General features: G+C 74.0%; 24 protein-coding genes. 13 read left to right on the top strand and 11 right to left on the bottom strand.

Translation table 11 applies throughout. The features are described 5' to 3' along the window. Positions 1–139 precede the first annotated feature (139 nt). Entirely contained in the window at positions 140–1,099 is a 960-nt protein-coding gene (locus tag P3T27_RS30025) for a hypothetical protein (protein WP_280684104.1), read from the top strand. Between the two features lie 147 nt (positions 1,100–1,246). Here P3T27_RS30025 and P3T27_RS30020 read toward each other — a convergent pair whose 3' ends face one another. Further along, the gene (locus P3T27_RS30020) at positions 1,247–2,059 is read right to left on the bottom strand and encodes a class I SAM-dependent methyltransferase (RefSeq protein ID WP_280684102.1); all 813 of its coding nucleotides are present in this window, start codon (positions 2,057–2,059) and stop codon (positions 1,247–1,249) included. A 280-nt stretch (positions 2,060–2,339) separates the two neighbouring features. Between P3T27_RS30020 and P3T27_RS30015 the strand changes: the two genes are divergently transcribed. After that, positions 2,340–2,798, top strand: coding sequence for a DinB family protein (locus P3T27_RS30015; protein ID WP_280684144.1), 459 nt, complete (start codon positions 2,340–2,342; stop codon positions 2,796–2,798). A 44-nt stretch (positions 2,799–2,842) separates the two neighbouring features. Here P3T27_RS30015 and P3T27_RS30010 read toward each other — a convergent pair whose 3' ends face one another. After that, on the bottom strand, positions 2,843–3,337 hold the full coding sequence (locus P3T27_RS30010) for a hypothetical protein (protein WP_280684100.1): 495 nt from the start codon (positions 3,335–3,337) through the stop codon (positions 2,843–2,845). Positions 3,338–3,472: 135 nt separating this feature from the next. Beyond that, positions 3,473–3,808, bottom strand: coding sequence for a hypothetical protein (locus P3T27_RS41055; RefSeq protein ID WP_348534149.1), 336 nt, complete (start codon positions 3,806–3,808; stop codon positions 3,473–3,475). 102 nt (positions 3,809–3,910) lie between these two features. Here P3T27_RS41055 and P3T27_RS30000 point away from each other — a divergent pair, with 102 nt between their 5' ends. Further along, positions 3,911–6,595, top strand: a complete 2,685-nt coding sequence (locus P3T27_RS30000) for a hypothetical protein (RefSeq protein ID WP_280684098.1) — start codon at positions 3,911–3,913, stop codon at positions 6,593–6,595. 239 nt (positions 6,596–6,834) lie between these two features. Continuing rightward, positions 6,835–7,740 (top strand): polysaccharide deacetylase family protein, encoded by a 906-nt coding sequence (locus P3T27_RS29995; protein ID WP_280684096.1) that lies wholly within the window; start codon positions 6,835–6,837, stop codon positions 7,738–7,740. Positions 7,741–7,798: 58 nt separating this feature from the next. On the opposite strand, the gene P3T27_RS29990 is transcribed toward P3T27_RS29995, so the two are convergent. Beyond that, positions 7,799–8,182: a barstar family protein gene (locus P3T27_RS29990; RefSeq protein ID WP_280684094.1), complete on the bottom strand. Its 384-nt coding sequence runs from the start codon at positions 8,180–8,182 to the stop codon at positions 7,799–7,801. Between the two features lie 41 nt (positions 8,183–8,223). After that, a complete protein-coding gene (locus tag P3T27_RS29985; RefSeq protein ID WP_280684092.1) occupies positions 8,224–8,877 on the bottom strand; it encodes a 4'-phosphopantetheinyl transferase superfamily protein in 654 nt (217 codons plus the stop codon). 562 nt (positions 8,878–9,439) lie between these two features. On the opposite strand from P3T27_RS29985, the gene P3T27_RS29980 reads away from it, so the two are divergent. Beyond that, the gene (locus P3T27_RS29980; RefSeq protein WP_280684090.1) at positions 9,440–10,249 is read left to right on the top strand and encodes an SMP-30/gluconolactonase/LRE family protein; all 810 of its coding nucleotides are present in this window, start codon (positions 9,440–9,442) and stop codon (positions 10,247–10,249) included. A 16-nt stretch (positions 10,250–10,265) separates the two neighbouring features. On the opposite strand, the gene P3T27_RS29975 is transcribed toward P3T27_RS29980, so the two are convergent. Continuing rightward, complete coding sequence (locus P3T27_RS29975; protein WP_280684088.1) at positions 10,266–10,505, bottom strand: hypothetical protein; 240 nt, start codon at positions 10,503–10,505, stop codon at positions 10,266–10,268. A 256-nt stretch (positions 10,506–10,761) separates the two neighbouring features. Here P3T27_RS29975 and P3T27_RS29970 point away from each other — a divergent pair, with 256 nt between their 5' ends. The 8 genes from P3T27_RS29970 to P3T27_RS29935 all read left to right on the top strand — a co-directional run bounded on the left by P3T27_RS29970 (position 10,762) and on the right by P3T27_RS29935 (position 16,895). After that, complete coding sequence (locus P3T27_RS29970; RefSeq protein ID WP_280684086.1) at positions 10,762–11,247, top strand: cysteine/serine endopeptidase inhibitor; 486 nt, start codon at positions 10,762–10,764, stop codon at positions 11,245–11,247. A gap of 200 nt (positions 11,248–11,447) precedes the next feature. Then, the gene (locus tag P3T27_RS29965) at positions 11,448–11,639 is read left to right on the top strand and encodes a hypothetical protein (RefSeq protein ID WP_280684084.1); all 192 of its coding nucleotides are present in this window, start codon (positions 11,448–11,450) and stop codon (positions 11,637–11,639) included. Between the two features lie 214 nt (positions 11,640–11,853). Further along, positions 11,854–12,351: a flavoprotein gene (locus tag P3T27_RS29960; protein ID WP_280684082.1), complete on the top strand. Its 498-nt coding sequence runs from the start codon at positions 11,854–11,856 to the stop codon at positions 12,349–12,351. Positions 12,352–12,456: 105 nt separating this feature from the next. Further along, positions 12,457–13,842 carry an FAD-binding oxidoreductase gene (locus P3T27_RS29955; protein WP_280684080.1) on the top strand — a complete coding sequence of 462 codons (1,386 nt, stop codon included), beginning with the start codon at positions 12,457–12,459 and terminating at the stop codon, positions 13,840–13,842. A gap of 119 nt (positions 13,843–13,961) precedes the next feature. Next, complete coding sequence (locus P3T27_RS29950; protein WP_280684078.1) at positions 13,962–14,921, top strand: DUF6528 family protein; 960 nt, start codon at positions 13,962–13,964, stop codon at positions 14,919–14,921. Between the two features lie 276 nt (positions 14,922–15,197). Further along, on the top strand, positions 15,198–15,509 hold the full coding sequence (locus P3T27_RS29945) for a hypothetical protein (protein WP_280684077.1): 312 nt from the start codon (positions 15,198–15,200) through the stop codon (positions 15,507–15,509). Further along, a complete protein-coding gene (locus tag P3T27_RS29940; protein ID WP_280684075.1) occupies positions 15,506–16,051 on the top strand; it encodes a thioesterase family protein in 546 nt (181 codons plus the stop codon). Before P3T27_RS29945 ends, P3T27_RS29940 begins: the two co-directional genes overlap by 4 nt. Before the next feature lie 367 nt (positions 16,052–16,418). After that, complete coding sequence (locus P3T27_RS29935) at positions 16,419–16,895, top strand: DUF2267 domain-containing protein (protein WP_280684073.1); 477 nt, start codon at positions 16,419–16,421, stop codon at positions 16,893–16,895. Here P3T27_RS29935 and manA read toward each other — a convergent pair. From manA to P3T27_RS29910, 5 genes are all read right to left on the bottom strand, one after another. Next, on the bottom strand, positions 16,778–18,028 hold the full coding sequence (gene manA, locus P3T27_RS29930) for a mannose-6-phosphate isomerase, class I (protein ID WP_280684071.1): 1,251 nt from the start codon (positions 18,026–18,028) through the stop codon (positions 16,778–16,780). The two genes, P3T27_RS29935 and manA, sit on opposite strands and share 118 nt — an antisense overlap. A gap of 24 nt (positions 18,029–18,052) precedes the next feature. After that, positions 18,053–19,003, bottom strand: coding sequence for an ROK family protein (locus tag P3T27_RS29925; RefSeq protein WP_280684069.1), 951 nt, complete (start codon positions 19,001–19,003; stop codon positions 18,053–18,055). 175 nt (positions 19,004–19,178) lie between these two features. After that, positions 19,179–22,220, bottom strand: a complete 3,042-nt coding sequence (locus P3T27_RS29920; RefSeq protein ID WP_280684067.1) for a glycoside hydrolase family 38 C-terminal domain-containing protein — start codon at positions 22,218–22,220, stop codon at positions 19,179–19,181. A 52-nt stretch (positions 22,221–22,272) separates the two neighbouring features. Next, positions 22,273–23,541, bottom strand: coding sequence for a glycosyl hydrolase (locus tag P3T27_RS29915; RefSeq protein ID WP_280684065.1), 1,269 nt, complete (start codon positions 23,539–23,541; stop codon positions 22,273–22,275). Between the two features lie 105 nt (positions 23,542–23,646). After that, on the bottom strand, positions 23,647–24,564 hold the full coding sequence (locus P3T27_RS29910) for a carbohydrate ABC transporter permease (RefSeq protein ID WP_280684063.1): 918 nt from the start codon (positions 24,562–24,564) through the stop codon (positions 23,647–23,649). Positions 24,565–24,566 lie beyond the last annotated feature (2 nt).

The following is a 24,566-nucleotide window of genomic DNA, read 5'->3' as shown; positions in this document are numbered from 1 at the left end:
GCGCGGATGCTGCTGGGGAGAGTGTGGCGCACCGCCCGCCGGGCGTCGAGGGTTGACCAGGGCCCGTGGCCGTGGCCGGGCGGGGGAGTCGAGGTCGAGGGCGCGCCCGGACGGCGGGCCAGTAGCCCCGGGAGTCCCGATGGCCAGTCGTCAGAAGCCGCCGTCCGGTGCCGTGCCCGAGGACGGTGCCGTACTGGCCGCGCTGCGGAACGGGCCCTTCGACGTCGCGCTGCGCACCGCGATCGAGGCCCGCGGCCTGCCGCTGGAACGGCTGCGCAGCCGGCTGGCCGAGAGCGGCCTGCGGATCGCCGTCACCACCCTGAGCTACTGGCAACGCGGGCTGCGCCGGCCGGAGCGCCCGGAGTCGTTACGGGTGGTGGCCGCGTTGGAGGAGATCCTCGGGCTGCCGCCGCGCTCGCTCACCGTCCTGCTCGGGCCGCCGCGACCGCGTGGTGCGGCGGCCCGCGCCCCCCGTCCGCCCCGCCCGTACCCCCAGATCGTGCGCACCCCCGGCGACCTGGACGGGCTGCTCGCGGCACTGGACAGCCCGGCCGCCGGAAAGCTCCAGGTGGTCACCGAGTACGCGACGGTGACGGTCGGGCCGCACCACGAACTGGCGGCGCTCAGCTCGATGCTGGCGATCCGGGCCCGCCAGGACGGGGTCGACCGGGCCCTGGTGATCTACGACTGCGACGAGGGCGTGGACCAGGACGCCGTCGAGATCCTGGCCGGGGACAGCTGCCGGCTGGGCCGGGTGCGCCGCGACCCGGAGGCCCGGGTGGTGCTCGCGGAGCTGCTCTTCGACCGCTCGCTGCACTGCTCCGAGACCCAGGTGTTCTCCTTCGAGGTGCGCCCCCACAGCGACGCCGAGTGTTGCCGGTACCGCGCCGCCTTCCGCTTCCCCGCCGACCACTACGTCCTGCGGGTGCGCTTCGACCCGGCCGAACTCCCGGTGCAGTGCCAGTGGTTCACGGCCCGCGACTCGGACGGGCCGGCCGACGGCACGGCCGACCTGACTCTGGACAGCCACCACCTCGCGCACGTGGTCGCCGCCGCCCTGGGGCCGGGGGCCGCGGGCATCCGGTGGGCCTGGACGTAACGTCGGGCTCCGAACCCCGCCTGCGCGGCGGACCCGGGCCCCGGGGCTGGGTGCCGTCGGGGCAGGGTGACCGCCACGGTGCGGGACCCGGAGCGTGCCGTCCTGCCGGGGCGGCAGGCAGGTCGGCACGCTGATGGGGGTGGCGGGTCAGGGGCGGTGGGCGGTGATGACGTGGTAGTCGAGGAGGCCGTTGTGCCAGGCGGGGAGGAAGTTGCGGGTCCAGTGGCCGGGTGGGACGGTCTCGGCGAGGTAGCGGTCGAGGCCGGGCCAGACGTCGGGGCCGATGGTCTCGGTGGTGACGGCGGTGAAGCCGGCGGCGGTGAGGTCGCGGGTGAAGGTGGTGAGCGGGTGGGGGACGTCGAGGCCGTCGGCGAAGCTGGCGAGGAGGATGCTGAGGCGTTCGGCGATGTCGGGGCCGTCGGTGGCGAAGAAGGTGGTGACGACGAGTCGGCCGCCTGGGCGTAGCACGCGGGCGGCCTCGCGGGCGAAGCCGGTGAGGCCGCGGAAGTGCTGGGCGGCCTCGACGGAGTAGACGCCGTCCAAGGAGGCGTCGGCGAAGGGGAGATCGTCAGCGGAGCCGAGGGTGTAGGCGAGCCGATCGGGGTAGGTGGCCAGGGCCTTGGCGTTGACGGCGCGGGCGCGTTCGATCTGGTCGGGGTGGATGTCGACCCCGGTGACGGCGGCGAACCGGAACTCGCGCAGCGCGAGGGCGGCGCCGAGTCCGCGTCCGCAGCCGACCTCGGCCAGGCGCAGGTGTGGGTGTGGCTCCGGGAACGCCCGCAGGACCCGGCGGTAGAGCTGCTCCTGACTGTGCACCCGGTCCTCTGCGGTGGGGGCGGTGAGGTCCATGCCCTGCCAGTAGCCGAAGTTGATGAACCCGCCTGCGAAGCTGGCGGCTTGGGACAGATCGCCGGCGCCGTAGGTCCGGCGGACGGTCGGGGGGATGCGGTTCTGGTCCATGGGTCGCTGGGTCTCCTGGTCTGTGGTCGCCCGGCCCTCGGGCGCGCCGAGGTACGTACCCAAACCGGTATGCGTCCGAACACGGCGAGTGACGGTCTTGGGGTGGATGCTACTGGGTGGCGGAGGGGGTCCGCGCCGCCTCGCCGCCGGGAGCGAAATGCGCTGTCAGGCAGGGCGATCCGTTCGTTACAGTCCGCGAGGATTCCACAGCCAGAGGAGAAACGATCCCGTGAACACCGACGAACGCCCCGCCCCGCCGCTGACCGGCGGCGAGCGCGAGATGCTGCGCGCCTTCCTGGACTTCCACCGGGCGACGCTCGCGATGAAGTGCGAGGGCCTCACCGAGGAGCAGCTGCGGCAGCGCTCCAGCCCGCCGTCCACGCTGACCCTGCTCGGCCTGGTCCGGCACATGGCGGAGGTGGAGCGCACCTGGTTCCGGCGCGTCATCGACGGCGAGGACGTCCCGCTGGTCTGGTCCGAGGACGGCGACTACCAGGCGGCCTACGACGCCACCGGCGCCACCCGCGCCGAGGCCTTCGCCGCCTGGCAGGCCGAGGTCGGGCACTCCCGCCGGATCGAGCGCGCCGCCGCCTCCCTCGACGTCACCGGCTACCAGCCGCGCTGGCAGGCGGAGGTCTCGCTGCGCCTGGTGATGCTCCACCTGATCCACGAGTACGCCCGCCACAACGGCCACGCCGACTTCCTCCGCGAGGCCATCGACGGCACGGTGGGGGCGTAGCCCAGGCGTGGCCCGGGCGCAGCCCGCCTCGGGGGCGGGCGGGGCTACCAGCCGAGGAGGTGGGTGCGGTGGGTGAGGGCGGTGAGGATGGACTTGGCGGTGGTCTCGGGGGTGAGAGCGCTGGTGTCCAGGGTGTGGGGGCCGGCGGCGGTGTCCGGGGCCGGGTGGAGGACGACGTAGTGCAGGGCGGTGCCGGTGGTGCGGCTCTCGCGGCGGAAGGTGTCCAGGGTGGACGGGGCGGCCGGGCACTCGACGATGACCTGGTAGCCGCGGGTGGCGTAGGCGAAGGCGGCCTGTGCGGCGGCGGCGAGGGCGGTGGTGTTCTGCCGCTCGGCCTCGGGGAGGTGGGGCGGCAGCTGGCCGCGCCGGATGACCCGCAGGAAGTCGTGCGCGCGCAGGTGGACGCTCGGGTGCAGTTCCTCCGCGAGCAGGGCCGCGACCGGGCTCTGGTCGGCCCCGGACGGGTCGACGAGGACGAGGACGCCGCCGGCACCCCGGCCGCCCCCGAGCTCCGGCCCACCTACGGTCGTACGGTTCACAGCTGCTGATCCCTTCGCGGGCCGGGGACGGACGGGTAGCCGGGGCGAGGCGGGCGGAGTGCGGAAGGGCCGGTCGGACCCGGATGCGGACAGCCGACCGCCTCGTTCCTACGACTGATGCATTCGGGGATCAACCTAGTCCACGCCGGTGCCCCGAGTCGTCCCCCTCCTGGTCCGGACCACCTGGCAGTGGTCCTCGGCGTCCTCGGCGCGGAGCACGATCGGGTTGGTGCGGGCCGCCATCGGGCCCCAGAGGAGGTCCGGGCCCATCGTGCTGCCCCGGCCGGGCGTCCCGTCCGCCGTCGGGTGGCGGACCTCGGCCCGGACGTGGGCGGCGAGCGAGGCCGTCGTCCGCCACGCCACCGTGCCGGAGCCGTCGGTGGGCAGGGACTCCTGGCGCAGCCGGCCCTCGTCGGTGAGGAAGCGGACCGTCCCACCGGGGACGGGTCCGGAGCAGGTTCGCCGGAGCACCCGGTGCCCGCAGCCTCGCAGCACAGGAATTCCACGCGCCCCAAGGCGAGTTTGACGGTACGAAGGCCGGGAAGGACAGCCCCCGACAAGGGGGTATCCCGCATGGAGCTGGACCGGCTGTTCGACGGCCGACGGCGCTCGGCGATCGAGGTCGCGGACGTCTTCGTCGACCGCAGGCCGCTCATCAGGGCCTTCGACCAGGCCGTCGCCGACCTGCGGCAGCACGCGGCACCCACCGCCACCGCCCCGGCCCAGCGGCGCAACCTGCTGGTCTTCCACGGGCTCGGCGGCATCGGCAAGACCCGGCTGTCCAAGCACCTCGAACAGCGGTTGCGGAACGGCGAGTACGACCAGCCCGCCGAGCGCAGGATCGGCTGCCGGATCGACTTCGAGGACCCGGCCTTCGCCGAGCTGGAGAACCTGGTCATCGCGCTGCGCGCGGCCGTCGGCCAACGCGAACGCAACTGGCCCGCCTTCGACCTGGCCTTCGCCGTCTACTGGCAGCGGGCCCATCCCGGCGAGCCGCTGGGCCAGGTGATCTCCCGTGACTCGGCGCTGCGCCGCCTCAACGGCGTGGCCGACCTGCCCCAGCAGATCGACGAGACCCTCAACGCGCTGCTCGGGCCGATCCCGATCGCGGGCCTGGCCCGCCGGGCGGTCACCGCGCTGATCAGCAGGATACGGGACCGGATCCGCCGGGACCGGTTGCTCGCCACCTGCCCGGGGCTGGAGGCGATCACCGAGATCGAGGACCCGGCCGAGCAACTGCCGTTCCTGCCGGCCCTGCTCTCCTGGGACCTCGCCGAGCACAGCCACCGGCACCCCCTCGACGTGGTGTTCTTCCTCGACACGCTGGAGAAGACCGAGCGCCGCCCGCGGCTGGGCGGCGGATTCGAGGACCGGCTGGCCAGGCTGGTCTACCTGCTGCCCAACGTGCTGTTCGTTGCCACCGGGCGCAACCGGCTCGACTGGGGCGACCGGCACCACCCGGCGATCCACTACTCGGGGCCCAACTACTGGCCCACGCTGGCCGTCACCCTCCCGCAGCAGCGGCAGGGCGACCTCCAAGTGGCCGGCTACCACGGCGCCCAGCACCAGCTGACCGGCCTCTCGCCGATCGACGCCGACACCTACCTGAGGCTGCGGCTGACCCGGCGTGGCGAGCCCGCGATCCCTTTGGACATCCGAGAGGCCGTCATCGTGGCCTCCGGCGGAGCTCCGCTGTACCTGGAGCTGTCGGCCGAGTACTTCGACCAGCTCAGCGCCGACGGACGAACGCCCCAACCGGCCGATTTCGGAGGGACCTTCGCCGAGATGTTCATTCGGATCATGCGCGACCTGGACCGCGAGGAGCGGGCGCTGCTGCGCGCCGCCTCGCTGGTGCACGGCTTCGACGCCGACCTGCTGAACGCCGCCGTCCCGGACGCCCGGGACAGTGCGCTGCGCCGCTTCCTGGCCCGCCCGATCGTGCAGCAGCGGAGCACCGGCTGGCTGCGGCACTCGGTCGACGAATACGTACGGGAGGCGGTCCGCGCGCACGACCAGGACACCGACGACGCCTGGTCCACGGCCGAGTGGCGCCGGGCGGCCGAGCGCATGGTCGGCCACCTCGGCGGGCAGCTGGCCGAGACCGCCGCCGACCCGACCACGGCCGACCGCGCCCGGCTGGCCGAGGGCTTCACCACTGCCGGGCTGCTCACCGCCGAGACCGGCGAGGTCCCGGACTGGCTCTACGACCTCGCCTACGGCTTGCGGCTGCGGTTCGGCACCCAGGTGCTCGCTGACACCGCCGACTGGCCGGTCCCGGCGGACGGCCCCACGGCCGCCTTCGCCCTCGCCTGCCAGGGCATCGCCCAGCGCAACCTGGGCAGTCGCGCCATCGCGGTGGAGCTGCTGGAACGGGCCGCCGCCCACCCGGCGCTGGCCGGCGGCGGCTACCCCGGCCTGTTCGTCCGGCACCGGCTGGGCAAGGCACTTGAGGAGGCCGGCCGCTACGCGGAGGCGGAACGGCTGATCGCGCAGGCGGCGGAGGTCGAGAGCCCACTGCGCAGCACGGCGGAGAAGGACCTGGCCTGGGTGCAGTGGCTGCGCGGCGACGGCCGACGGCTGGTGGACTGGTCGCGGGCGCACCTCGACTCGGCCATCGGCTTCCACCGGGCCCAGGCGCTCGATCTGTTGGGCCAGTTCAGCTATCTGCAAGGGGAGTTCGCGGACGCCGAGCGCTATCTGCGGGCGGAGGTGGACGATCCCGAGCTGGCGGCGGCCGGCATCGGACGGGACGGCGGCTGGCGGCACCTCGGCATGGTGCTCTCCTGGATCCGCCCGCTGGAGGCGATCGCCGTACTGGACCGGGCACTTGAGGTCAATCAGGAGATGCGGGCGGCGGTCGGGGTGGCGCAGACGTACCTCTTCCGCGGGGTCGCCCGGACCGGTTACGGCACGGCAGCCGAGGTCCGCACGCACCTCGCGGAGGGCGAGCGGCGGCTGGCCGACACGAACGGCGGCGCGGACCGCTGGATGGTGCTGCTGGCGCTGCTGTTCCACGAGCTGGTGGACGGCACCCGGCAGGGCGCCCTGGCGGCGGGCGACCGCCTGATCGCGTACGTGCGGGAGACGGACTGCCACCCCGGGCTCGGCGAGATCGCCGAGCGCTGGCTGGCCGTCCGCGGGCTGCACCCGGCCGAGCCGGTGCTGCGTCAGGAGCACTGGACCGAGCGGGACCGGGCGCTGGCCGGCTGGGAGCAGGTTCTGCGCGAACGACTGGCGCTGCGGACCCCGTCGCGCTGACCGATCGCGACCGGGCCGCGCCCGGTCACGGCGGCCTTGTCCGGGGTGCCCGCATCGGGGCGGGCAGGTCTGTCCGCTCCCCACCCGTGGCGGTGAATCAGGGGTGCGCCGGGGCCCACGGGCGTGGGGCGGGTCGGTGAAGGGCGCGGGCGTCGGGGCGGCGAGTTGCACGTGGCGACGATCGGTCGGTTCATTCTCATGAGGATGATGAGGATCGGATCGTCGCGGAGGAGACGGGTGTGGCACTGAGCCGGCGGGTGCTGTTGGCGGCGGTGGCCGGGAGCGCGCTGGCGGGGTGCCGGCCGTCGGCGCGAGGCGGGGTGGGGGATCCGTCCCCGGCGCTCTCCGCGACGGCTACTCCGGCCGCGACGGCTGCGACGGTCACCCCGGCCGCGACGGCTGCCCCGGCTGCGACGGCCACTCCGGCCGCGCGCCGGGAGCCGACCCGGGCGGAGCTGGTCGACCGGTACGGCGGCACGGCGCCGAAGGAGTGGGGGCTGGAGGTCGCCGGGGTGATCACCGCGCTGCCGGACGGCGAACGGGCGACGGCGCTCACCTTCGACGCCTGCGGCGGCCCCGGCGGGAACGGCTACGACGCCGACCTGATCGACTTCCTGCGGGCGCGCTCCGTCCCGGCCACGCTCTTCCTGAACGCCCGCTGGATCGCCGCCAACCCGGACGTGTTCGAGCGGCTCGCCGCCGACCCGCTCTTCGAGATCGGCAACCACGGCACCGTCCACCGCCCGCTCTCGGTGAGCGGCCGCTCCGCCTACGGCATCGCCGGCACCCGCGACGTCGGCGAGGTGTACGACGAGGTGGTGGGCAACGCGCACCAGCTCGCCGGGCTGCTCGGCCACCCGGTGCGGTTCTTCCGCTCTGGCACCGCGCACTACGACGACGTCGCCACCCGAATGGTCGCCGACCTGGGGGAGCGCGTCGCGGGCTTCACCGTGAACGGTGACGGCGGGGCGACGCTCAGCGCCTCCGAGGTGCGGCAGGAGGTCGCGGCGGCCCCGCCGGGATCGATCGTGATCGGCCACATGAACCACCCGGGCGGCGGCACCGCCCCCGGTATGGCGGCGGCGGTGCCGGGGCTGCTGGCGGCGGGTCGGCGCTTCGTCCGGCTGTCGGACGTGCTGGGCTGACGCCCGGGCTGTCGTGCTGGGCCTGCGTGCTGGGCCCGGCAGGATCCAGCGGCGAGCGTTAGGCCAGTCGGAGGCCTCCGGGGTGCTCCTCCTCGATGATCCGGACGAGCCAGTCGAAGACCGTCGGCCCCTGTCCGGCCCGGGCGGCGGCGAGGTCGGCGCGGACGTGCTCGCGGTTGGCGGGGTGGCAGTGGCCCAGCCGCAGCTCCAGCTGGCGGACCGTCTCCGGGTAGCCGAGGTTGCGCCGGGAGACCTCGTGGTCGCGCCACTCGATCAGGTAGTCGCCGTCCTCGGGGGTGCCGTAGCCGCCGCGCAGGCAGTCGGCGAAGGCGTCGAGGTTCCGGCCGAAGTAGCCGTCGCTGCCGATGGTCTCCCCGACGACGTCCCAGAAGTCCTCCAGCGTGCGGATCCGGGCGCCGGCTATCACATAGGTCACGGTCACGGGGTCGAGGATATGCCGAGTGCGGTCGTCGGCGGGCCGCACTACCGGGCCACCGCGATGGCAGTGGCGAGCAGGCCGTCCCGGACGGTCCAGCGGCCGTCGAAGCCCTCGACGCGGCGGTCGCCGACCGTCGGGCCGGGGACCAGCAGGCGGGCGGTGAAGGAGCCGTCGGGGGAGAGGACCAGGTCGGCCTCGCTGAAGTCCAGGAACAGCCCGGTCAGCGGAAACCACGCCTTGTAGACGGACTCCTTGGCGCTGAACAGGATGCGGTCCCACGGGGTGCCCGGGTGTTCGGCGAGCAGCTCGGCGATCCGCTTGCGCTCGTCGGGCAGTCCGATGACGTCCAGGACGTCGTCCGGGAGCGGGAGGGCGGGCTCGGCGTCGATGCCGACCGAGGCGAGGTCGTCCGCCTTGGCGACGGCGGCGGCGCGGAAGCCGTCGCAGTGGGTGAGGCTGCCGACGACGCCGTCGGGCCAGCTCGGGGCGCCACGCTGGCCGGGGACCAGCGGGCGGTAGGGGACGCCGAGGCGGGTGAGGGCGGTGCGGGCGCAGTGGCGGACGGTGGTGAACTCGCGGCGGCGCTTGGCGACGGCCTGGGCGACGGCCGCCTCCTCGGCTGGCTCCAGCCGGGCCTCCGGCGGGTCGTCGTAGGCCACCTCGGTGACGACGGCGTCCGGCAGCAGGTCCCCGATCACACGCTCCCCCTCGGTCGGTGGCGCGGACGGCCGCCGCGCGGACCGAGCCTAACCCGGGTGGGGGTGGTCCCGGTGGCCTTCGGGGGAAGCGTCATCGGGACCACCAGGAGCACTGGAACCACCGGCGCCGCCACTCGAAGGCCGCCGCTGCCCTGCCCTGCCCTGCCTCGCGCAGCGCCTGGGCGACCGCGTCAGGGGACGGGGCCGGTGCGCCGTGGGGTAGGTGACGGAGTGCCGGGCACTGTGCGAGACGAAGGTGCCCTGGTCGGCTTCCTGGTGCAGGCCGCCGACGCGTGCGCCCGACTGCGTCCCGGTCGGGCGGAGTGGGCAGGCGCGGACGGATCCGCAGCCGAGCGCGGCGGTGCTACGGTCGTCCCCACCGGGGCGGCTCGGCAGCGTGGCCGAGGTCGCCCGGGTAGCCGAGGTCCGCCCGGGCGGTCGGCTTCCTGGCGAGCGAGGAACCGTCGTTCGCCGGCGGTGCCCGCCCCGCCGTGGACGGTGGGATGACCACGATGCCGCCCGAAGTCCTGCTGTGCTGACGCCTGTTGAGGAGAGCCCTGCCGTGCGTGCCGAACCCGTCGCCGATACGCCCTACCTGGACCTGGGCGAGGGCCCGCTGTGGGATCCCGGCACGCAGCTGCTGCGCTGGATCGGCATCCCCGACCGGCGGGTGCTCACCCTGGAGCCGTCCTCGGGCGAGATCCGGTCCCTCCAACTCGACGTCACCCCCGGCACGTTGATGCCGTACGGCGACGGCGAGCTGATGCTCGCCACCGAGCGGGGCTTCGAACTGCTCGACCCGGCGACCGGCCGCACCACGCTGGTCGCCGCCGTCGAGGCCGACCGCCCGGACCGCCGGATGAACGACGGCAAGACCGACCCGTACGGCCGCCCGGTCGCCGGCACGATGGGGCGCGGCGAACCGCGTGAGCCCGGATCGCTGTACCGCCTGGAGCCGGACGGTGGCGTCCGGGCGATCCTCGGCGGGCTCGACATCCCCAACGGCCTGGCCTGGCCGGAGCCCGACCGGCTCTGGCACATCGACACGACGACACGCCGCATCGCCCTCTACGCGTACCCCGAGCACGGCCCGGTCGTCGAGCGGATCCGCTCGCTCGACGTCTCCCACCTGCCGGGCTCGCCGGACGGCATGACGCTCGACGCCGACGGCAACCTGTGGGTGGCGTTCTGGGACGGCTGGGCGGTGCACTGCCTCTCGCCGGAGGGCGTGGTGCTGGCCTCGGTGGAGCTGCCGGTGCCGCGCGTGACCAGTTGCGCCTTCGGCGGGGCGGACGGGCGGACGCTCTACATCACGTCCGCCCGGTCGGACCGACACCCGCTCTCCGGGGGCCTGTTCAGCGTGCGGCTCTGATCCCCTACGGCCCCGGCTACTGCCCCAGCAGCCGGGCGAAGTCCAGCCCGAGGCTGCCGAGTACGGGCAGGGCGCCGAGGTCGGTGACGGCGCCGACGGGGATGCTGTAGCCCTGGTTCACCTCGTGGGGTGCGGCGGCGGTGGGTGCGGCCGTGGCCGGGGTGGCGGTGGCGGTTGCCGGGGTGGCCGTGGCAGGGGTGGCGGTGGCCGGGATCAGGACGGCGCCGAGGAGCAGGGCGGCGAGTGCGGTGCGCATGTGACGGAGCCTCCGTGGGCGGGTGTGGTGGCCTGTCAACACCCTGCGTTGCGGAGCGGTCACGTATCTTCGCCCCTTCGGCCGCATTGGTAAAGGTTCATGCCTTGTGTTCATGCCAACATGGCGGAGGTCTGGACCACATCAATGCCGAGCGCATACGTTCCCTTTACTCGGATGGGCATGGCGCCGCCGAATTCCCTTGCGGCCTTGGCGACTTGTGTCTGTCATGCCCATGGCTATCGAACCGGAGGGAACCATGCGCGCCATCAGCAAGAACCTCAGGATCCTCGCGGGCGCCCCGCTCGCGGCCGCCGCCCTCATCGCCCTCACCGCCGGTACCGCCAGCGCCTCGATACCGATCAACCAGCCCATGACCGGCAAGGCCACCTACTACACCGACGCCGGCTACGGCGCCTGCGGCACCCCGATCGACGCGTCCAGCCAGCTGCTCGTCGCCGTCTCCCCCGCCTGGTGGACCGCCGCCAACCCCAACAACGACCCCCTGTGTCAGGGCATCTCGGTCAAGGTCACCTACCAGGGCAAGACCGTCACCGTCCCGGTCAGGGACAAGTGCCTCTCCTGCGAATCCACCCACATCGACCTCAGCCAGCCCGCCTTCGCTCAGTTCGCTCCGCTCGGCCAGGGCGTCATCAACGGCCTCACGTGGCAGTTCGTGCAGACCGGCCTCAACGGCAGGACCGTCGAACTCTCCGCGCCCGTAGCCGGCTCCACCATCGGCTGATCCGGCGGCCCCGCGACGCCGGGTGCCGCGCTCCCACGAAGCCGTGGGGGCGCGGCACCCGGCGCCGGTCGCGCCCGTGTTCGGGACTGTTCGTCGCATGGTGAGGCTTCGACGGCGCAGGAATCCAGCCGCCATCGTGACCGCAGGCGTCGTGGTGGGTGGCGTCGCGGTGACGGCTTGGGTGTTCCAGCCCCCCGGGCATGAAGGTCCACAAGGGCGCCACGGTCGGCCAGTTGCTCGTCAGCGCCGACGGCCGCACCTTGACGCTCAGCATCGGCTGGAGCTGCGAGCGGCAACCTGACCTCGTGGTCCGCGAGACCGCCGACACGGTGGGTGGGCCGGCCCCGCTCTCGGACCAGGAGCTCATCCGCGTCACGCAGGGCCTCAAGTAGCCGCTGCCGTCGCAGAATGCCGGGTGTTCTCAACGGTAGTAGCGTCCCCATGGCCGCATCCTCGGACGCACGCGAGCGGCCCACCGGGCGAGGCGAGTTGTGGGGAGCCGCCGCGGAGCCGTCCGGGAGGGTCGTGCGGGCGGATCCCGTGGTGGAGCGGGATGGGCGGTCCGGTTGGCGTGTGGTGTGTTGGTGGCGAGCGGAGAGTGCGGAAGTGCGTGGGGACGGGAAGCCGGTGCTGTGCGTCGTGGTGTGTGCGGCGGGAGTGGCGGGCGGGGTGGGGGAGTTGATCGCCGCCGCGCAGGAGAAGGGCTGGGAGGTGGGGGTGGTGGCGACGCCGCCGGCGATGGGGTTCATCGATGAGGAGGGGATCGTGGCGCGGACGGGGTATCCCGTCCGCTCGGCCTGGCGGCGGCCGGGGGATCCGCGGCCGTTGCCGGAACCGGACGCGATCGTCGTGGCGCCGGCGACGTTCAACACGATCAACAAGTGGGCGGCGGGGATCTCGGACACGCTGGCGCTCGGCATCCTCTGCGAGTCGTACGGGTGGGGCGTCCCGGTGGCGGTGCAGCCGTGCCTGAGCGCGGCGCAGGCGGTGCATCCGGCGTACGGGGAGAGCCTGGCGACGCTGCGGGGTATGGGGGTGCGGATCGCGGAGTTCGTGCCGGGGGCGTACCGCTGGACGCGGGTGTTGGAGCTGCTGGAGGACTGACAGGGTGGCTGGCCGGGGGCGGGGATCTTGGCAGTGTGAGGGTGTTCCGCGCCGAGGGGCGGGGAGTAGCGTCCGGGCAGGTCGGCGAGGGCGCGGGAGGTTGCGGTGGCGGTCAACGGCGAGGTGTCGTTCTGGTACGCGGCGGGTGGGGTGCCGGTGCCGGGGCCGCCGCTGCCCGGCAGTGCGGACGTGGACGTGTGCATCGTCGGCGGCGGGTACACCGGGCTCTGGACGGCGTACTACCTCAAGAAGGCGGAGCCGTCGCTGCGGATCGCGCTGCTGGAACGGCGGTTCTGCGGCTACGGTGCCTCCGGGCGCAACGGCGGCTGGCTGTACAACGGCTTCGCGGGCCGGGGCGCGTTCGCCAAGCGGTACGGGTGGCACCCGGCCGCGGCGATGCAACGGGCGATGGACGAGGCCGTCGGCGAGGTGGTGGACGTCGCCGCCGCCGAGGGGATCGACGCGGACATCGTGCGCGGCGGGGTGCTCGAAGTCGCCAGGAACAAGGCCCAGTTGGAAAGGCTGCGGGCTTTCGCCGAGGCCGAGCAGGCGTACGGCCCCGGCCGTGTCGAGCTGCTGGGCGCCAAGGAGGCGGCCGACCGGATAGCCGTCGCAGGCGTCCTGGGCGGCACCTGGTCGCCGTACGGCGCGCGGATCCAGCCGGCCGAGCTGGTGCGCGGCCTGGTGCGGGTGGTGCGCGAGCTGGGGGTGGAGGTGCACGAGGGGACGGCGGTGACCACGATCCTGCCGGGCACCGCGTACGGCCGGCCGCGTGCGGTGACGCCGCACGGCACGGTGACGGCCGATCATGTGCTGCGCGCCACCGAGGGATTCACGGCCGGGCTGCGCGGTGAGCGGCGGACCTGGCTGCCGATGAACTCCGCGATGATCGCCACCGAGCCGCTGCCCGCCGCCTTCTGGGCGGACGCGGGCTGGCAGGGCCGCGAGGTGCTGGGCGACTTCGCGCACGCCTACATGTACGCGCAGCGCACCGCCGACGACCGGATCGCGCTGGGCGGCCGGGGGGTGCCGTACCGGTTCGGTTCGCGGACGGACTCCGACGGCGGCACCCAGGTGGAGACGGTGCGCCAGCTGCGCGGGATCCTGAACCGTTTCTTCCCGGCCGCCGCGCAGGCCCGGATCGACCACGCCTGGGCGGGGGTGCTGGGCGTCCCCCGGGACTGGTGCGCCACGGTCGAGCTGGACCGGGCGAGCGGTCTCGGCTGGGCGGGCGGGTACGTCGGCAGCGGGGTGACCACGACGAACCTGGCCGGCCGGACGCTGCGCGACCTTGTCCTCGGCCGGGACACCGAGCTGACCCGGCTGCCCTGGGTGGGCCACACCGTGCGCCGCTGGGAGCCGGAGCCGCTGCGCTGGATCGGGGTGCACGCGATGTATGCGGCCTACCACGCGGCCGACCGCCAGGAGGCGGCCGGTCGGAGCACCACCTCGCCGATCGCCCGGGTCGCGGACGTCGTTTCCGGGCGGTGACCTCGCCTCGGGGCGGTGACCTCGCCTCGGGGCGGTGACGTCGTCTCCGGGCGTTACCGAGCGCGGCCGTTCGGACGCCCCGCCGTGCAAAGCGGCCCGGGAGCAAGCACGGTGGGGGCGTGCTGAGGAGAACGCTGGTAGGCCTGTGCGCCCTGCTGTTCTGCGTGCCGGCGACCGGTGCGCAGGCCAGGTCGCCCGGGTGGGCGGTCGTGGTGGTGGACCAGGCGTCCCGTCGCGTCCTGGTGCTGCAGAGCGCCGAGGAGCTGATGGCCTACCAGGGCCCGGGGCGGCTGCCCGTCGTCTGGGGCTGGAGCGCCGACCGGGCGGCCGACCTCGCGGACCTGGCACCCGCGCGGAGCTGGACGAACCCGGACGAGGCGAAGAGCCGGGTCCGGCAGGGCCGGCGCTACCTGCTGGCCACCGCCTCCGGCGGGCTGGCCGCCGTCGTCGAGACCGCCACCGGCGTGACCCGCTGGGCGGCGGACGTGGGCGAGGGGGCCAATCCGCACAGCATCGAGCTGCTGCCGGACGGCAACGTCGCGGTCACGGCGAGCGGCGGTGGGTGGGTCCGGGTGTACGCGGCCTCGCAGGGCCCGCGCGCCACCGCACACGCCGCCTACCGGCTCCCGGGCGCGCACGGCGTGCACTGGGAAGGGCGGACGGGCCTGCTCTGGGCGCTCGGCGACGACGTGCTCATCGCGCTGCGGGTGGGCGGCACCCCGGCGGCGCCCACCCTGACCGTCGTCCGTACGACGCCGCTGCCGGACCACGGCGGGCACGACCTCGCGCCGGTGCTGGCCGCGCCCGGGCGGTTCTGGGTGAGTACCCTGACCCACCTTTGGCGCTACGACCCGGCGGACGACCGCTTCACCGCCGTGCGGCTGGGCGACCCCGCAGCCGTCCGGGACGTCAAGAGCATCGGCGACGAGCCCGGCACCGGTCGGCTGCTCACCGTGGCCCCGGACCACACCGGCCCGTGCGACTGGTGCACCTCGGTGATCATCCTGCACCGGCCGGACGGGACGCGGACGCTGCGCGGGACGCACCTCTACAAGGCGAGGTGGTGGGGAGCCTGGTAGCACATGTGCGACGCACGGGTGCCGGTTTCAGGGTTCGGGTCGGCGATGCCACCCGAACGGCCGACGGCATTCGGATGATGGGGCATATTGTGTACCCCGGCAAACTACTCCAATAGAAGTGAGTTTCCCGTCGCCGTCCGTAAACCATCCGTCGACCGTGCCGGCTGGGATAGCGTCGAAGGCGTCGGGGGGCCGACGCCGATTCGGTGTATTCGAACACTAGCTACTGGGCCGTAATGGCCGGAATGAGTCCTGGAGAAAAATATGTCGAATTTCATGCCGGACAACATGCCGGAGAAAATGCCGGACACCGTCGACGACCTGCAGCTCGCGGCGGAATCGCTGGCCGCTTTCCCGGCCCGGGGCGTGGCCGGTGGTTCCGATGTCACCGAGCGGCTCGCGGCGGTCGCCGAACTCTGCCGGTCCGTCGATGCGGTGCTCGACAGCCTGGTCGTCCAGGCCGCTGCGGAAGCCGCTGAAGAGGGTTGGACGGCGGCCCGGATGGCGGCCGAACAGTCGGGCTACTACGCCAGGTTGCAGCGGGCTCTGCTCCCCGCCGCGACCGGCGCCGGGCTGACGCAGCAGTGAGCGCGCTGCGTCCGGGCGGGCATGTGCTGTCCTGCCCCACCCGGTGGAGCGACGTCGACGAGAACGGGCACATCAACAACGCCCGGCTGGTCGGCTACGTCCAGGAGGGGATTTACGACCTGTTCTGCCACCACGCGACCGCCGTCCGGGAATCCCTTTTCCCGTCCGGATTCATTATCGCGCGGCACGAGATCGATTTCCTGGAGCAGTTGCACCACCGGCCCGAGCCATTGTCGGTGCGGCTGACCGTGGAACGGATCGGACGAAGTTCCGCGCATGTCGTGGTGAATGTCTGCCGTGATCCGCTCACCTTTATGCGGGCCAGAACCGTGGTGGTCGCGCGGGATCGCGAATCCGGCCGCTCGCGCAAGCTCAGCTCGAACGAGCGGAGTTTTCTCGCGGCGTTTATGCCGGACGCCGAACGGGCCGTGGCGGCACTGCCCACCGCGCCGCCCACAACCTCGCCGCAGCGCGTGGCGGTCCGGTCGAGCACCGCCTCGCCGAGCCGGACCCGCAGACGGTGCCGGGCCTCGGCGGCCTGACGCCGGGGCCCCGTCCCCGGTAGCCCCCGCGCCGGGCCGGGTGCGGGCCGGCGGCGTGATCGACAACGGCGTCGATCCGCCCGGCCGGTCTCCCTCCCGCCGCGCCGCAGTAGGCTGAGCAGCACGGGCACCGGGACGCCCCACCGCGGTCGCGGGCCGCGTCGGCGTCACCGGCCGGACCCCGCCGCCTCCGGTCGCCGGCCTTCCGTCGCAGGCCACCGGCCGACCGTCGCCGGCCGCCGTCCCACCAGGCCTCTTGTCGCCTGTCACCGGGCCGTTGGCCTCCGGCACCGGCGATCGGGCCCCCGGCCGTCAGGCGGGCCGCCGCCGGTTCCCGCGGGATTCCGCCGACCGGAAGGAGGACGCGATGACCAGCTCCCGGGAGGACTTTCGCGCCCGCGTCGTCGAACGCGGGGAGTACCGGAACGAGGGGGAGGCGGAGCACGCCATCCGGGTCGTGCTCGCACTGCTCGGCGAGCACCTGGTCGGGACCGCACGGGCCGACCTCGCCGACGCACTGCCCGAGACGTACGCCGCGATCCTGCGCGACGCCGGGCCCGCCGCCGAGCCGCTGACCGCCGAGCGCTTCGTGCGCGGTGTGGGCGGGTGGATCGACGGCGCGACCGAGGCGACCGCGCCGTGGGACATCGGGGCGGTGCTCAGCACCCTCGTCGACCTGGCTCCGAGGGACGTCGTCGACCGCGTGGTCGATCAGCTTCCGGACGGCTACGACCTGCTGTTCGGCTGCCCGACGCCCGCCTGGGCGGGGGCGCCGGTGGTGGCCCGGAACAGCTCCGCGCCCGGGCCGGTCAGCCCGACCGGTCCGGCGCCCGGCCGCAGGTAGGCGGACGCGCCGGGAGGCAGGTCGAGGTCCGCGAAGCCGGGTGCGTGCAGTCGGGCGCGGCCCGCGACGCAGAGCAGGATCTGCGGGGTGGGCAGCTCCATGCGGGCGGCGGCCGCGCCGGGGTGCAGCCGGGAGAGGCGGAACTCCTCGGCGGGGGAGGGGAATTCGTCCTCGACGGGGTCGCGCGGGAGCGCCGCGAGGACGCGGGGTTCGCCCGTGCGGAAGGACGTGACCGCCAGCAGGCCGTCGACGTCCACGTGCTTGGGGGTGAGTCCGCAGCGCAGCACGTTGTCCGAGCTGGCCATCAACTCCACGCCCAGGCCCCGGAGATAGGCGTGCGGCACCCCGGCGTCCAGGTACAGGGCCTGGCCCGCGCGAAGCCGTACGTGGTTGAGCAGCAGCGCCGCGATCAGGCCCGGGTCGCCGGGGTACTCGTCCGCGGCGCGGGCGTAGCCGGCGCAGGCCTCGGCGAACGGGCCGCCGGCGGCCGCGACCCGCTGCAACGACCGGTTGACGTCAGCGAGTTGGCCTCTTCCGGGCCGGTCCTCGGCCAGGGACCGGCGCAGCAGCGCGGGCAGTACCTCGGCGGGGTGCCGCCCGCGCAGGGCCTCGGCCCAGGGGGCGAGCAGCGGGACGGCGAGCGCGTCCAGCAGCCGAGCCGTGTCGGCGGCCGGACGGAAACCGCACAGCGCCTCGAACTCGCCCAGTGCACAGATCAGTTCGGGCTTGTGCTCGCGGTCCCGGTAGATCCGCCGGGGCGCGTCGAGTGGAATGCCGCGGGCCTCCTCGTCCGCGTACCCGGCCGCGGCCTGGGCCCGGGTCGGGTGGACCTGGAGGGAGAGCGCCCGGTCGGCGGCCAGCAGCTTGAACAGGAACGGCAGCGCCGGGCCGAAGCGCCGTACGGTGCCGGGCCCGAGCAGGCCGTCCGGGTCCTGGCGGATCAGCTCGTCCAGCGGCTGTGGTCCGTCGGGGCCGTCCAGGGTGGACGGCGCCGACGGGTGTGCGCCCATCCACAGTTCGGCCTGCGGGGCGCCGGTGGGCGGGGTGCCGGTCAGCGCGGGGATGGCGGTGGGCGAGCCCCACGCGTACGGGCGGACCGGGTTGTGGAGCAGGGCGAAGGGCGGGAGCGGCACGGCGCGGCCTCCGAAGGGTGCGGGTCAGCGGCAGAGCGCCGCGGCGCCGATCAGCCCGGCGTCGGTGCCGAGCTCGGCGCGGCGGACGTCGAGGCCGCGGACGTAGGACAGCGTGGCGTAGCGGTCGAGGTGGCGGGCGAGCGGCGCGAACAGCAGGTCGCCGGCGGTGGCGACGCCGCCGCCGACCACCACCCGGTCGAGGTCGACCAGGGCCGCGGTGGCGGCGATCCCGGCGGCGAGGGCCTGGGCGGCGCGGTCGAAGGAGGCGAGCGCGATCGGGTCGCCCGCCCCGGCGGCGTCGGCGACGGCGCGGGCCGAGCGGTCCTCCCCGCTCGGGCGCCAGCCCTCGGCGAGGGCCCGGCGGGCGATCGCGGTGCCGCTGGCGAGGCCTTCCAGGCAGCCGCGCGAGCCGCACGGGCAGGGCTCGCCGTCCAGCTCGACGGTGATGTGGCCGAGGTGGCCGGCGTTGCCGCTGGGGCCGGGCCGGACGGCGCCGTCGAGCACCAGTCCGGCGCCGACGCCCGTCGACACCACCAGGCACAGCGCGTTGTCCGCGCCCCGGGCCGCGCCCTGCCAGTGTTCGGCGGCGGCCATCGCGACGCCGTCCCCGGCCAGCCGGACGGGCAGGCCCCGGGCGGCCACCGCCGGGTGCGCGGCGACCTCGGCGACCAGCGGGAAGCCGCGCCAGCCGGGGATGTTGACCGGGCTGACGGTGCCGGCGGCGAGGTCGACCGGGCCGGCGCTGCCGATCCCGACGGCGGTCACCTCGGCCCAGCCGGCGGCGCCGGCCAGCTGGTCCAGCACCTCGTGCACGACGGAGAGCACGGCCGCGCCCGGCTCCTGGGCCGGGGTGGGCAGCTGGAGCCGGTGCCGCAGCCGCCCGTGGCCGTCGACCAGCGCCCCGGCGATCTTCGTGCCGCCGATGTCCACGGCGGCGAACAGCGGGGTGGCGGCGGAAGGCGGGGTGAGGGTCATCGCGGCGGGCTCCAGGCGAGTGCGGGCAGGGGGTGGCGCCCGGCCCGGTGGGGCCGGGGCGCCGATCAGCGTAGTGGGGCGTCCGAGGCGCACGGCCCCCGCGACGGAGGCCCTGCGGCGGGTGGGGCCGCGGGTGGCGTACCCGCGGCCCCACCCGCCCGGTCGGCCGCCCCGGTCAGCTGGCCGCGCTCAGGCGCAGCGTGACCAGCTCGAACGGCCGCAGCGCCAGCCGCACCCCACCGTCCTCCAGGGCGATCTCGCCGCGGGTGCCGTCCCACGGCCGCTCCAGCAGGTCGCAGGGGACGGCGCCGGCCAGCGGGTAGGAGGTGGTGAGCCGGCCCCGGGCGCGCCCGCCGCCGGCCTCGTAGACGCGGACGATCAGGTCGCCGCTGCGGTCGTCGGCGAGCTTGACCGCGCTGACCACCAGGGCGTCGTTGTCCAGCTCCACCAGCGGCGCGACCTGCTCGGCGCTGCCGGTGACGCGCCGCTCGGGCAGGCCGATCCGGTAGCCCTCGCGGACGGCGTCGCCGATCGCCGCGCCCGGGACGAGGGCGTGCCGGAAGTGGTGCAGGCCCTGGTCGGTCTTCGGGTCGGGGAAGCGGGGTGCGCGCAGCAGGGAGAAGCGAACCGTGGTGGTGGTTCCGCCGTCGGTGTCGCGCACGGCGCGGGTGACGTCGTGCCCGTAGGTGGAGGCGGTGACCAGGGCGACGCCCCAGCCGGGCTCGTCGAGGTGGACGAAGCGGTGGTTGCAGGCCTCGAACTTGGCGGCGTCCCAGCTGGTGTTGGTGTGGGTGGGCCGGTAGAGGTGGCCGAACTGGGTCTCGGCGGCGTAGCGCTCGGTGTGGACGTCCAGCGGGAACGCGGCCTTGAGGAACTTCTCGGTCTCGTGCCAGTCGACCTCGGTGTCGATGTCGAGCCGCTGCTCGCCCGCCCGCAGGGTGAGCGTCTGGACGACGGTGGACGAGCCGAAGGAGCGGGACACCCGGACGGTGGCCTGGTCCGGGGCGGAGAGGGCCGTCACCGCGTCCACGGCGGTCAGGTCCGTGACGGTGTTGCGGTAGAACTCGTCGACGTCCCAGGCGTCCCACATGTTGGGGAAGTCGGGGTGCAGCTGGAGCAGGTTGGCCCGGGTGCCGGGGGCGACGGTCTCCCGGCCGCTCGCGACCTCGACCACCGAGGCCACCAGGCCCTCGCCGTCCACGACCACGTCCAGCAGCCCGTTGCGCAGCAGGTAGCCGCCCTCCGGCCGCTCGACCACCTCGCAGGCGCCCGCGCCGGAGGCGGCCGGGGCAGCCCCGCCCGCCGGAACGGCCGAGCGCGGGTGCGGCGCCGCGTTGAAGACCAGTTCGCGCTTGCCGGAGGCGTCCCCGGCGAGGGCCTGCTGGGCCTGCCCGATCAGCGACTCCAGCTCCGCGGCCACCGCCGCGTACGTCGCCTCGGCCTCGCGGTGCACCCAGGCGATGGAGGAGCCGGGCAGGATGTCGTGGAACTGGTGCAGCAGGACGGTCTTCCAGATCCGGTCCAGCGGCTCGTACGGGTAGGCCGCGCCGGTGCGCAACGCCGCGGTGGCGCACCAGAGTTCGGCCTCGCGCAGCAGGTTCTCGCTGCGCCGGTTGCCCTGCTTGGTCTTCGCCTGGCTGGTCAGGGTGGCCCGGTGCAGCTCCAGGTAGAGCTCACCGACCCAGACCGGCGGGTTCCGGTACTCGGCCTCGGCCTTGGCGAAGAACTCGGCGGGCCGCTCCCAGTGGACGGTGGCCGAGCCCTCCAGGTCCTTCATCCGGGCCGCCTTGGCGACCATCTCGCGGGTGGTGCCGCCGCCGCCGTCGCCCCAGCCGGTCGGGGCGAGCGAGTGCCGGGCCACCCCCTTGTCCTTGAAGTTCTTCGCCGCGTGGGCGATCTCGCTGCCCTTCATGGAGCAGTTGTAGGTGTCCACGGGCGGGAAGTGGGTGAAGATCCTGGTCCCGTCGATGCCCTCCCAGAGGAAGGTGTGGTGCGGGAACTTGTTGATCTGGCTCCACGAGATCTTCTGCGTCAGCAGCCACTTGGAGCCGGCGTTGCGGATGATCTGCGGCAGGCCGCCGGTGAAGCCGAAGGTGTCCGGCAGCCAGGCCTCGTGGTTCTCCACCCCGAACTCGTCCAGGAAGAACCGCTTGCCGTGCACGAACTGGCGTGCCATCGCCTCGGAGCTCGGCATGTTGGTGTCGGACTCCACCCACATGCCGCCGGCCGGGACGAACCGCCCCTCCGCCACCGCCTTCCGCACCCGCGCGTACACCTCGGGGCGGTGCTCCTTGATCCAGGCGAACTGCTGCGCCTGGGACATGGTGTAGAGGAAGTCCGGCTCGTCCTCCAGCAGCGCGGTCATGTTGGCGGTGGTGCGGGCCACCTTGCGGACGGTCTCGCGCAGCGGCCAGAGCCAGGCGGAGTCGATGTGCGCGTGGCCGATCGCGCTGATCCGGTGCGCGGACGGCACGGCGGGCGCGGCCAGCACCCCGGCGAGCTCCGAACGGGCGGCGGCCGCGGTGCCGTTGACGTCCTGGAGGTCGACCGCGTCCAGCGCCCGCTCGACGGCGCGCAGGATCTCCCAGCGGCGGGCGCCCTCGACCGGCAGCTCGGCCATCAGCTCGCCGAGCACCTCCAGGTCCAGCACCAGCTGCCAGACCGTCTCGTCGAAGACGGCGAGGTCCATCCGGGTCAGCTTGTACTGCGGCTGGTCACCGGCGGTGTCCTTGTCGCCCAACTCGGTGGGCAGGAAGGGGTGGTAGTCCAGGATCACCGGGTTGGAGGCCGCCTCGACGTGCAGCAGCACCTGCTCGCCGCCGGCCGCGGGGGCGGCGATGCGCACCCACTGGTTCTGCGGGTTGAGGCCCTTCACCGGGGTGCCGTCCGGGCGGTAGACCAGGCCCTCGCACTGGAAGCCGGGCATGTTGGCGTCGAAGCCGAGGTCGATCAGCGCCTCGACCGTCCGCCCGGCCCAGGCCTCGGGCACGGTGCCGGTCACGGTCAGCCAACTGGTGCCCCAGGGCGCGCCCCAGGCGTCGCCGACCGCGATCGGGGTGCGCGGCGCGGCCAGTCCCTCGGCGACCGGCACGGGCTCGCCGGGCGCCGTCCAGACGCCGACCTCCAGCGGGACGGACTCGGGGTAGACGGCCGGGCGGATGCGCTCGTCCAGGACGCGCTTGAGGCGGGACTCGACCAGGGTGCGGTCATCGTGCATGTCGGCAGGCTCCGTTGCGTGACTGAGGGGGAACGGCAGGGGCAAGGGGTTGTCAGAGGGACCGTACGTCGTCCGGGTGGACCACCTCGGTGATTCCGCGCGCCGCCAGGTGCGCCCGGTCCCCGGCGCGCTCGGCGAGGACGGTGGTCGGGCGGGCGCCCGCCTCGGCGAGGCGCATGAACGCCTCGTAGACGGCGCCGCCGGGCCCGCAGACCGAGCGCTTGGGCGAGGTCACCTCGTCCCCGGTGGCCACCACCACAGCGGTGGTGCGCGGCGCGGGCGGCTGCCAGGAGCGGCGGGCCTCGGCGGCGGCCTCGGCCAGCCGGGCGCCGGCCGGCTTGACCTTGCGGTCGGTGGTGAGCAGGCCGAGGCTGTACTCCAGCTCGGGGAAGTCGGCCAGCGAGCGGTCCACGTCGTGCGAGCACCACCAGGTGACGCCCCACAGGTCCGGGCAGTCCAGCACGGCCTCGACGGTGGCGCCGGTGAACCGGGCCGCGTCCTCGGCGGTGATGTGCGGGGCGGGGGCGCCGACCTCCTGGAGCCAGACCGGGCGGGCCGGGTCGTCCGCCCAGGCCTTGGAGAGCTCGACCAGGTAGGCGGCGTGCTGCGCGGTGGCGGTGGAGTGCGCGCCGTAGCGCTGGGCGGTGCCGTTGAACACCCAGGAGTGCACGGCGGTGGCGGCGCCGATCCGGGCCGAGTGCCAGGGGGTGAACGGGTGCCCGTCCAGGTACCAGGCGGCGTCGTAGGAGGCGTGCAGGTGCAGCCGGTCGGGCGCGCCCCGCTCGCACGCGTCGAGCATCCGGCGCAGCCAGGCGTCGGCCTGCTCCGGGGTGATCCGGTCGGGGTCGGGGTGCGGGTCGCCGGAGAACTGGTTGATCTCGTTGCCGAGCGTCATGCCGAGGAAGTTGGGCCGTTCGCGCAGGGCCTCGGCGAGGGTGCGCAGGTAGGCGGCCTGGCCGTCGATGACCTCGGGGTCGGTGAAGATGTTCCGCCGGTGCCAGGTCTGGGTCCACGAGGGCAGGAAGTCGAAGCTCGACAGGTGGCCCTGCAGGCCGTCCACCGCGACGTCCAGGCCGCGCTCGCCGGCCGCGTCCACCAGGGCCGCCAACTGGTCGACGGCGCGCGGGCGGATCAGGGTGCGGTTGGGCTGGAACAGCGGCCAGAGCGGGAAGACCCGGACGTGGTCCAGGCCGAGCGCGGCGACGGAGTCGAGGTCGGCGCGGACGGCGTCGAGGTCGAAGTCGAGCCAGTGGTGGAACCAGCCGGTGGTGGGCGTGTAGTTGACGCCGAAGCGGGGGCGCTGCGGTGCGGGGGTGGTCATGGGCGGGTGCTTCCTCAACGGGGTTGGGGCGAACGGGCGGTGGGGCCAGGGCTGGGCTCACGGTGCGCGTCGCGTCAGCGCGCGGCGGGAACGGTGAGCCAAGCCCTAACCCTTGACGGCACCCTCTTCGACGCCCTTGAAGAAGAAGCGCTGGCAGACGCCGAACACCACGACGATCGGCAGGAAGGCGATCATGGTGCCGGCCGCGATCAGCCGCGGGTTGGCGGAGAAGGTGCCGTTCAGGTACTGGAGTCCGACGGTGAGGGTGTACTTCTGCGGGTCGTTGAGCACGATCAGCGGCCAGAGGAAGTCGTCCCAGGCGCCGATGAAGGTGAAGATGACGATCACGCTGAGCATGCCGCGCACGTTGGGCAGGCCGATGTGCCAGAGCCGCTGCCAGACGGTGGCGCCGTCGACCAGGGCGGCCTGGTCGAGTTCGAGTGGGACGGCGGCGAAGGCGGTGCGCATCAGCAGCACGTTGAGCATCGCGATCGCGCCGGGCAGGGCGACGCCGGCCAGGCTGTCGGCCAGGCCGAGGCTGCGCACCAGCACGTACTGGGAGACGATGGTGACCTCGCCGGGGAGGACCAGGGTGGCGAGGAAGAGGCCGAGGACGAGCTTGGCGCCGCGGAAGCGCAGCCGGGCGAGCGCGTAGCCGGCCAGGGTGCAGCCGACCACGTTGCCGGTGATGCAGACGGCGGCGACGATCAGCGAGTTGAGGGCGTAGGTCCAGACCGGGATGGTGTCGGCGACCTTGCCGTAGTTGCCGAAGGTCAGCTGCTCGGGCAGGAAGCTCGGGGTGCGGGTGTAGACGTCCTCGTCGGGACCCTTGAGGGAGGTGGAGAGCTGCCAGAGGAACGGGCCGACCACCAGCAGCAGGACGAGCAGCAGGAGCAGGTAGCGGGCGGCGGTCTGGGCGGGGGAGGGGGTGTTGAAGCCCCGGGAGCCCCGGGAGGCCTGGGAGTCCCGGGCGGGCTTTGTGGTCGTGGACGGCTGCGAGGTCTCTGAACGGCTGGAGGTCATGG

Origin of the sequence: Kitasatospora sp. MAA19, assembly GCF_029894125.1 — a bacterium.
Classification (GTDB): Bacteria; Actinomycetota; Actinomycetes; order Streptomycetales; family Streptomycetaceae; genus Kitasatospora.
This window is presented reverse-complemented; position numbering and strand designations above follow the sequence as displayed.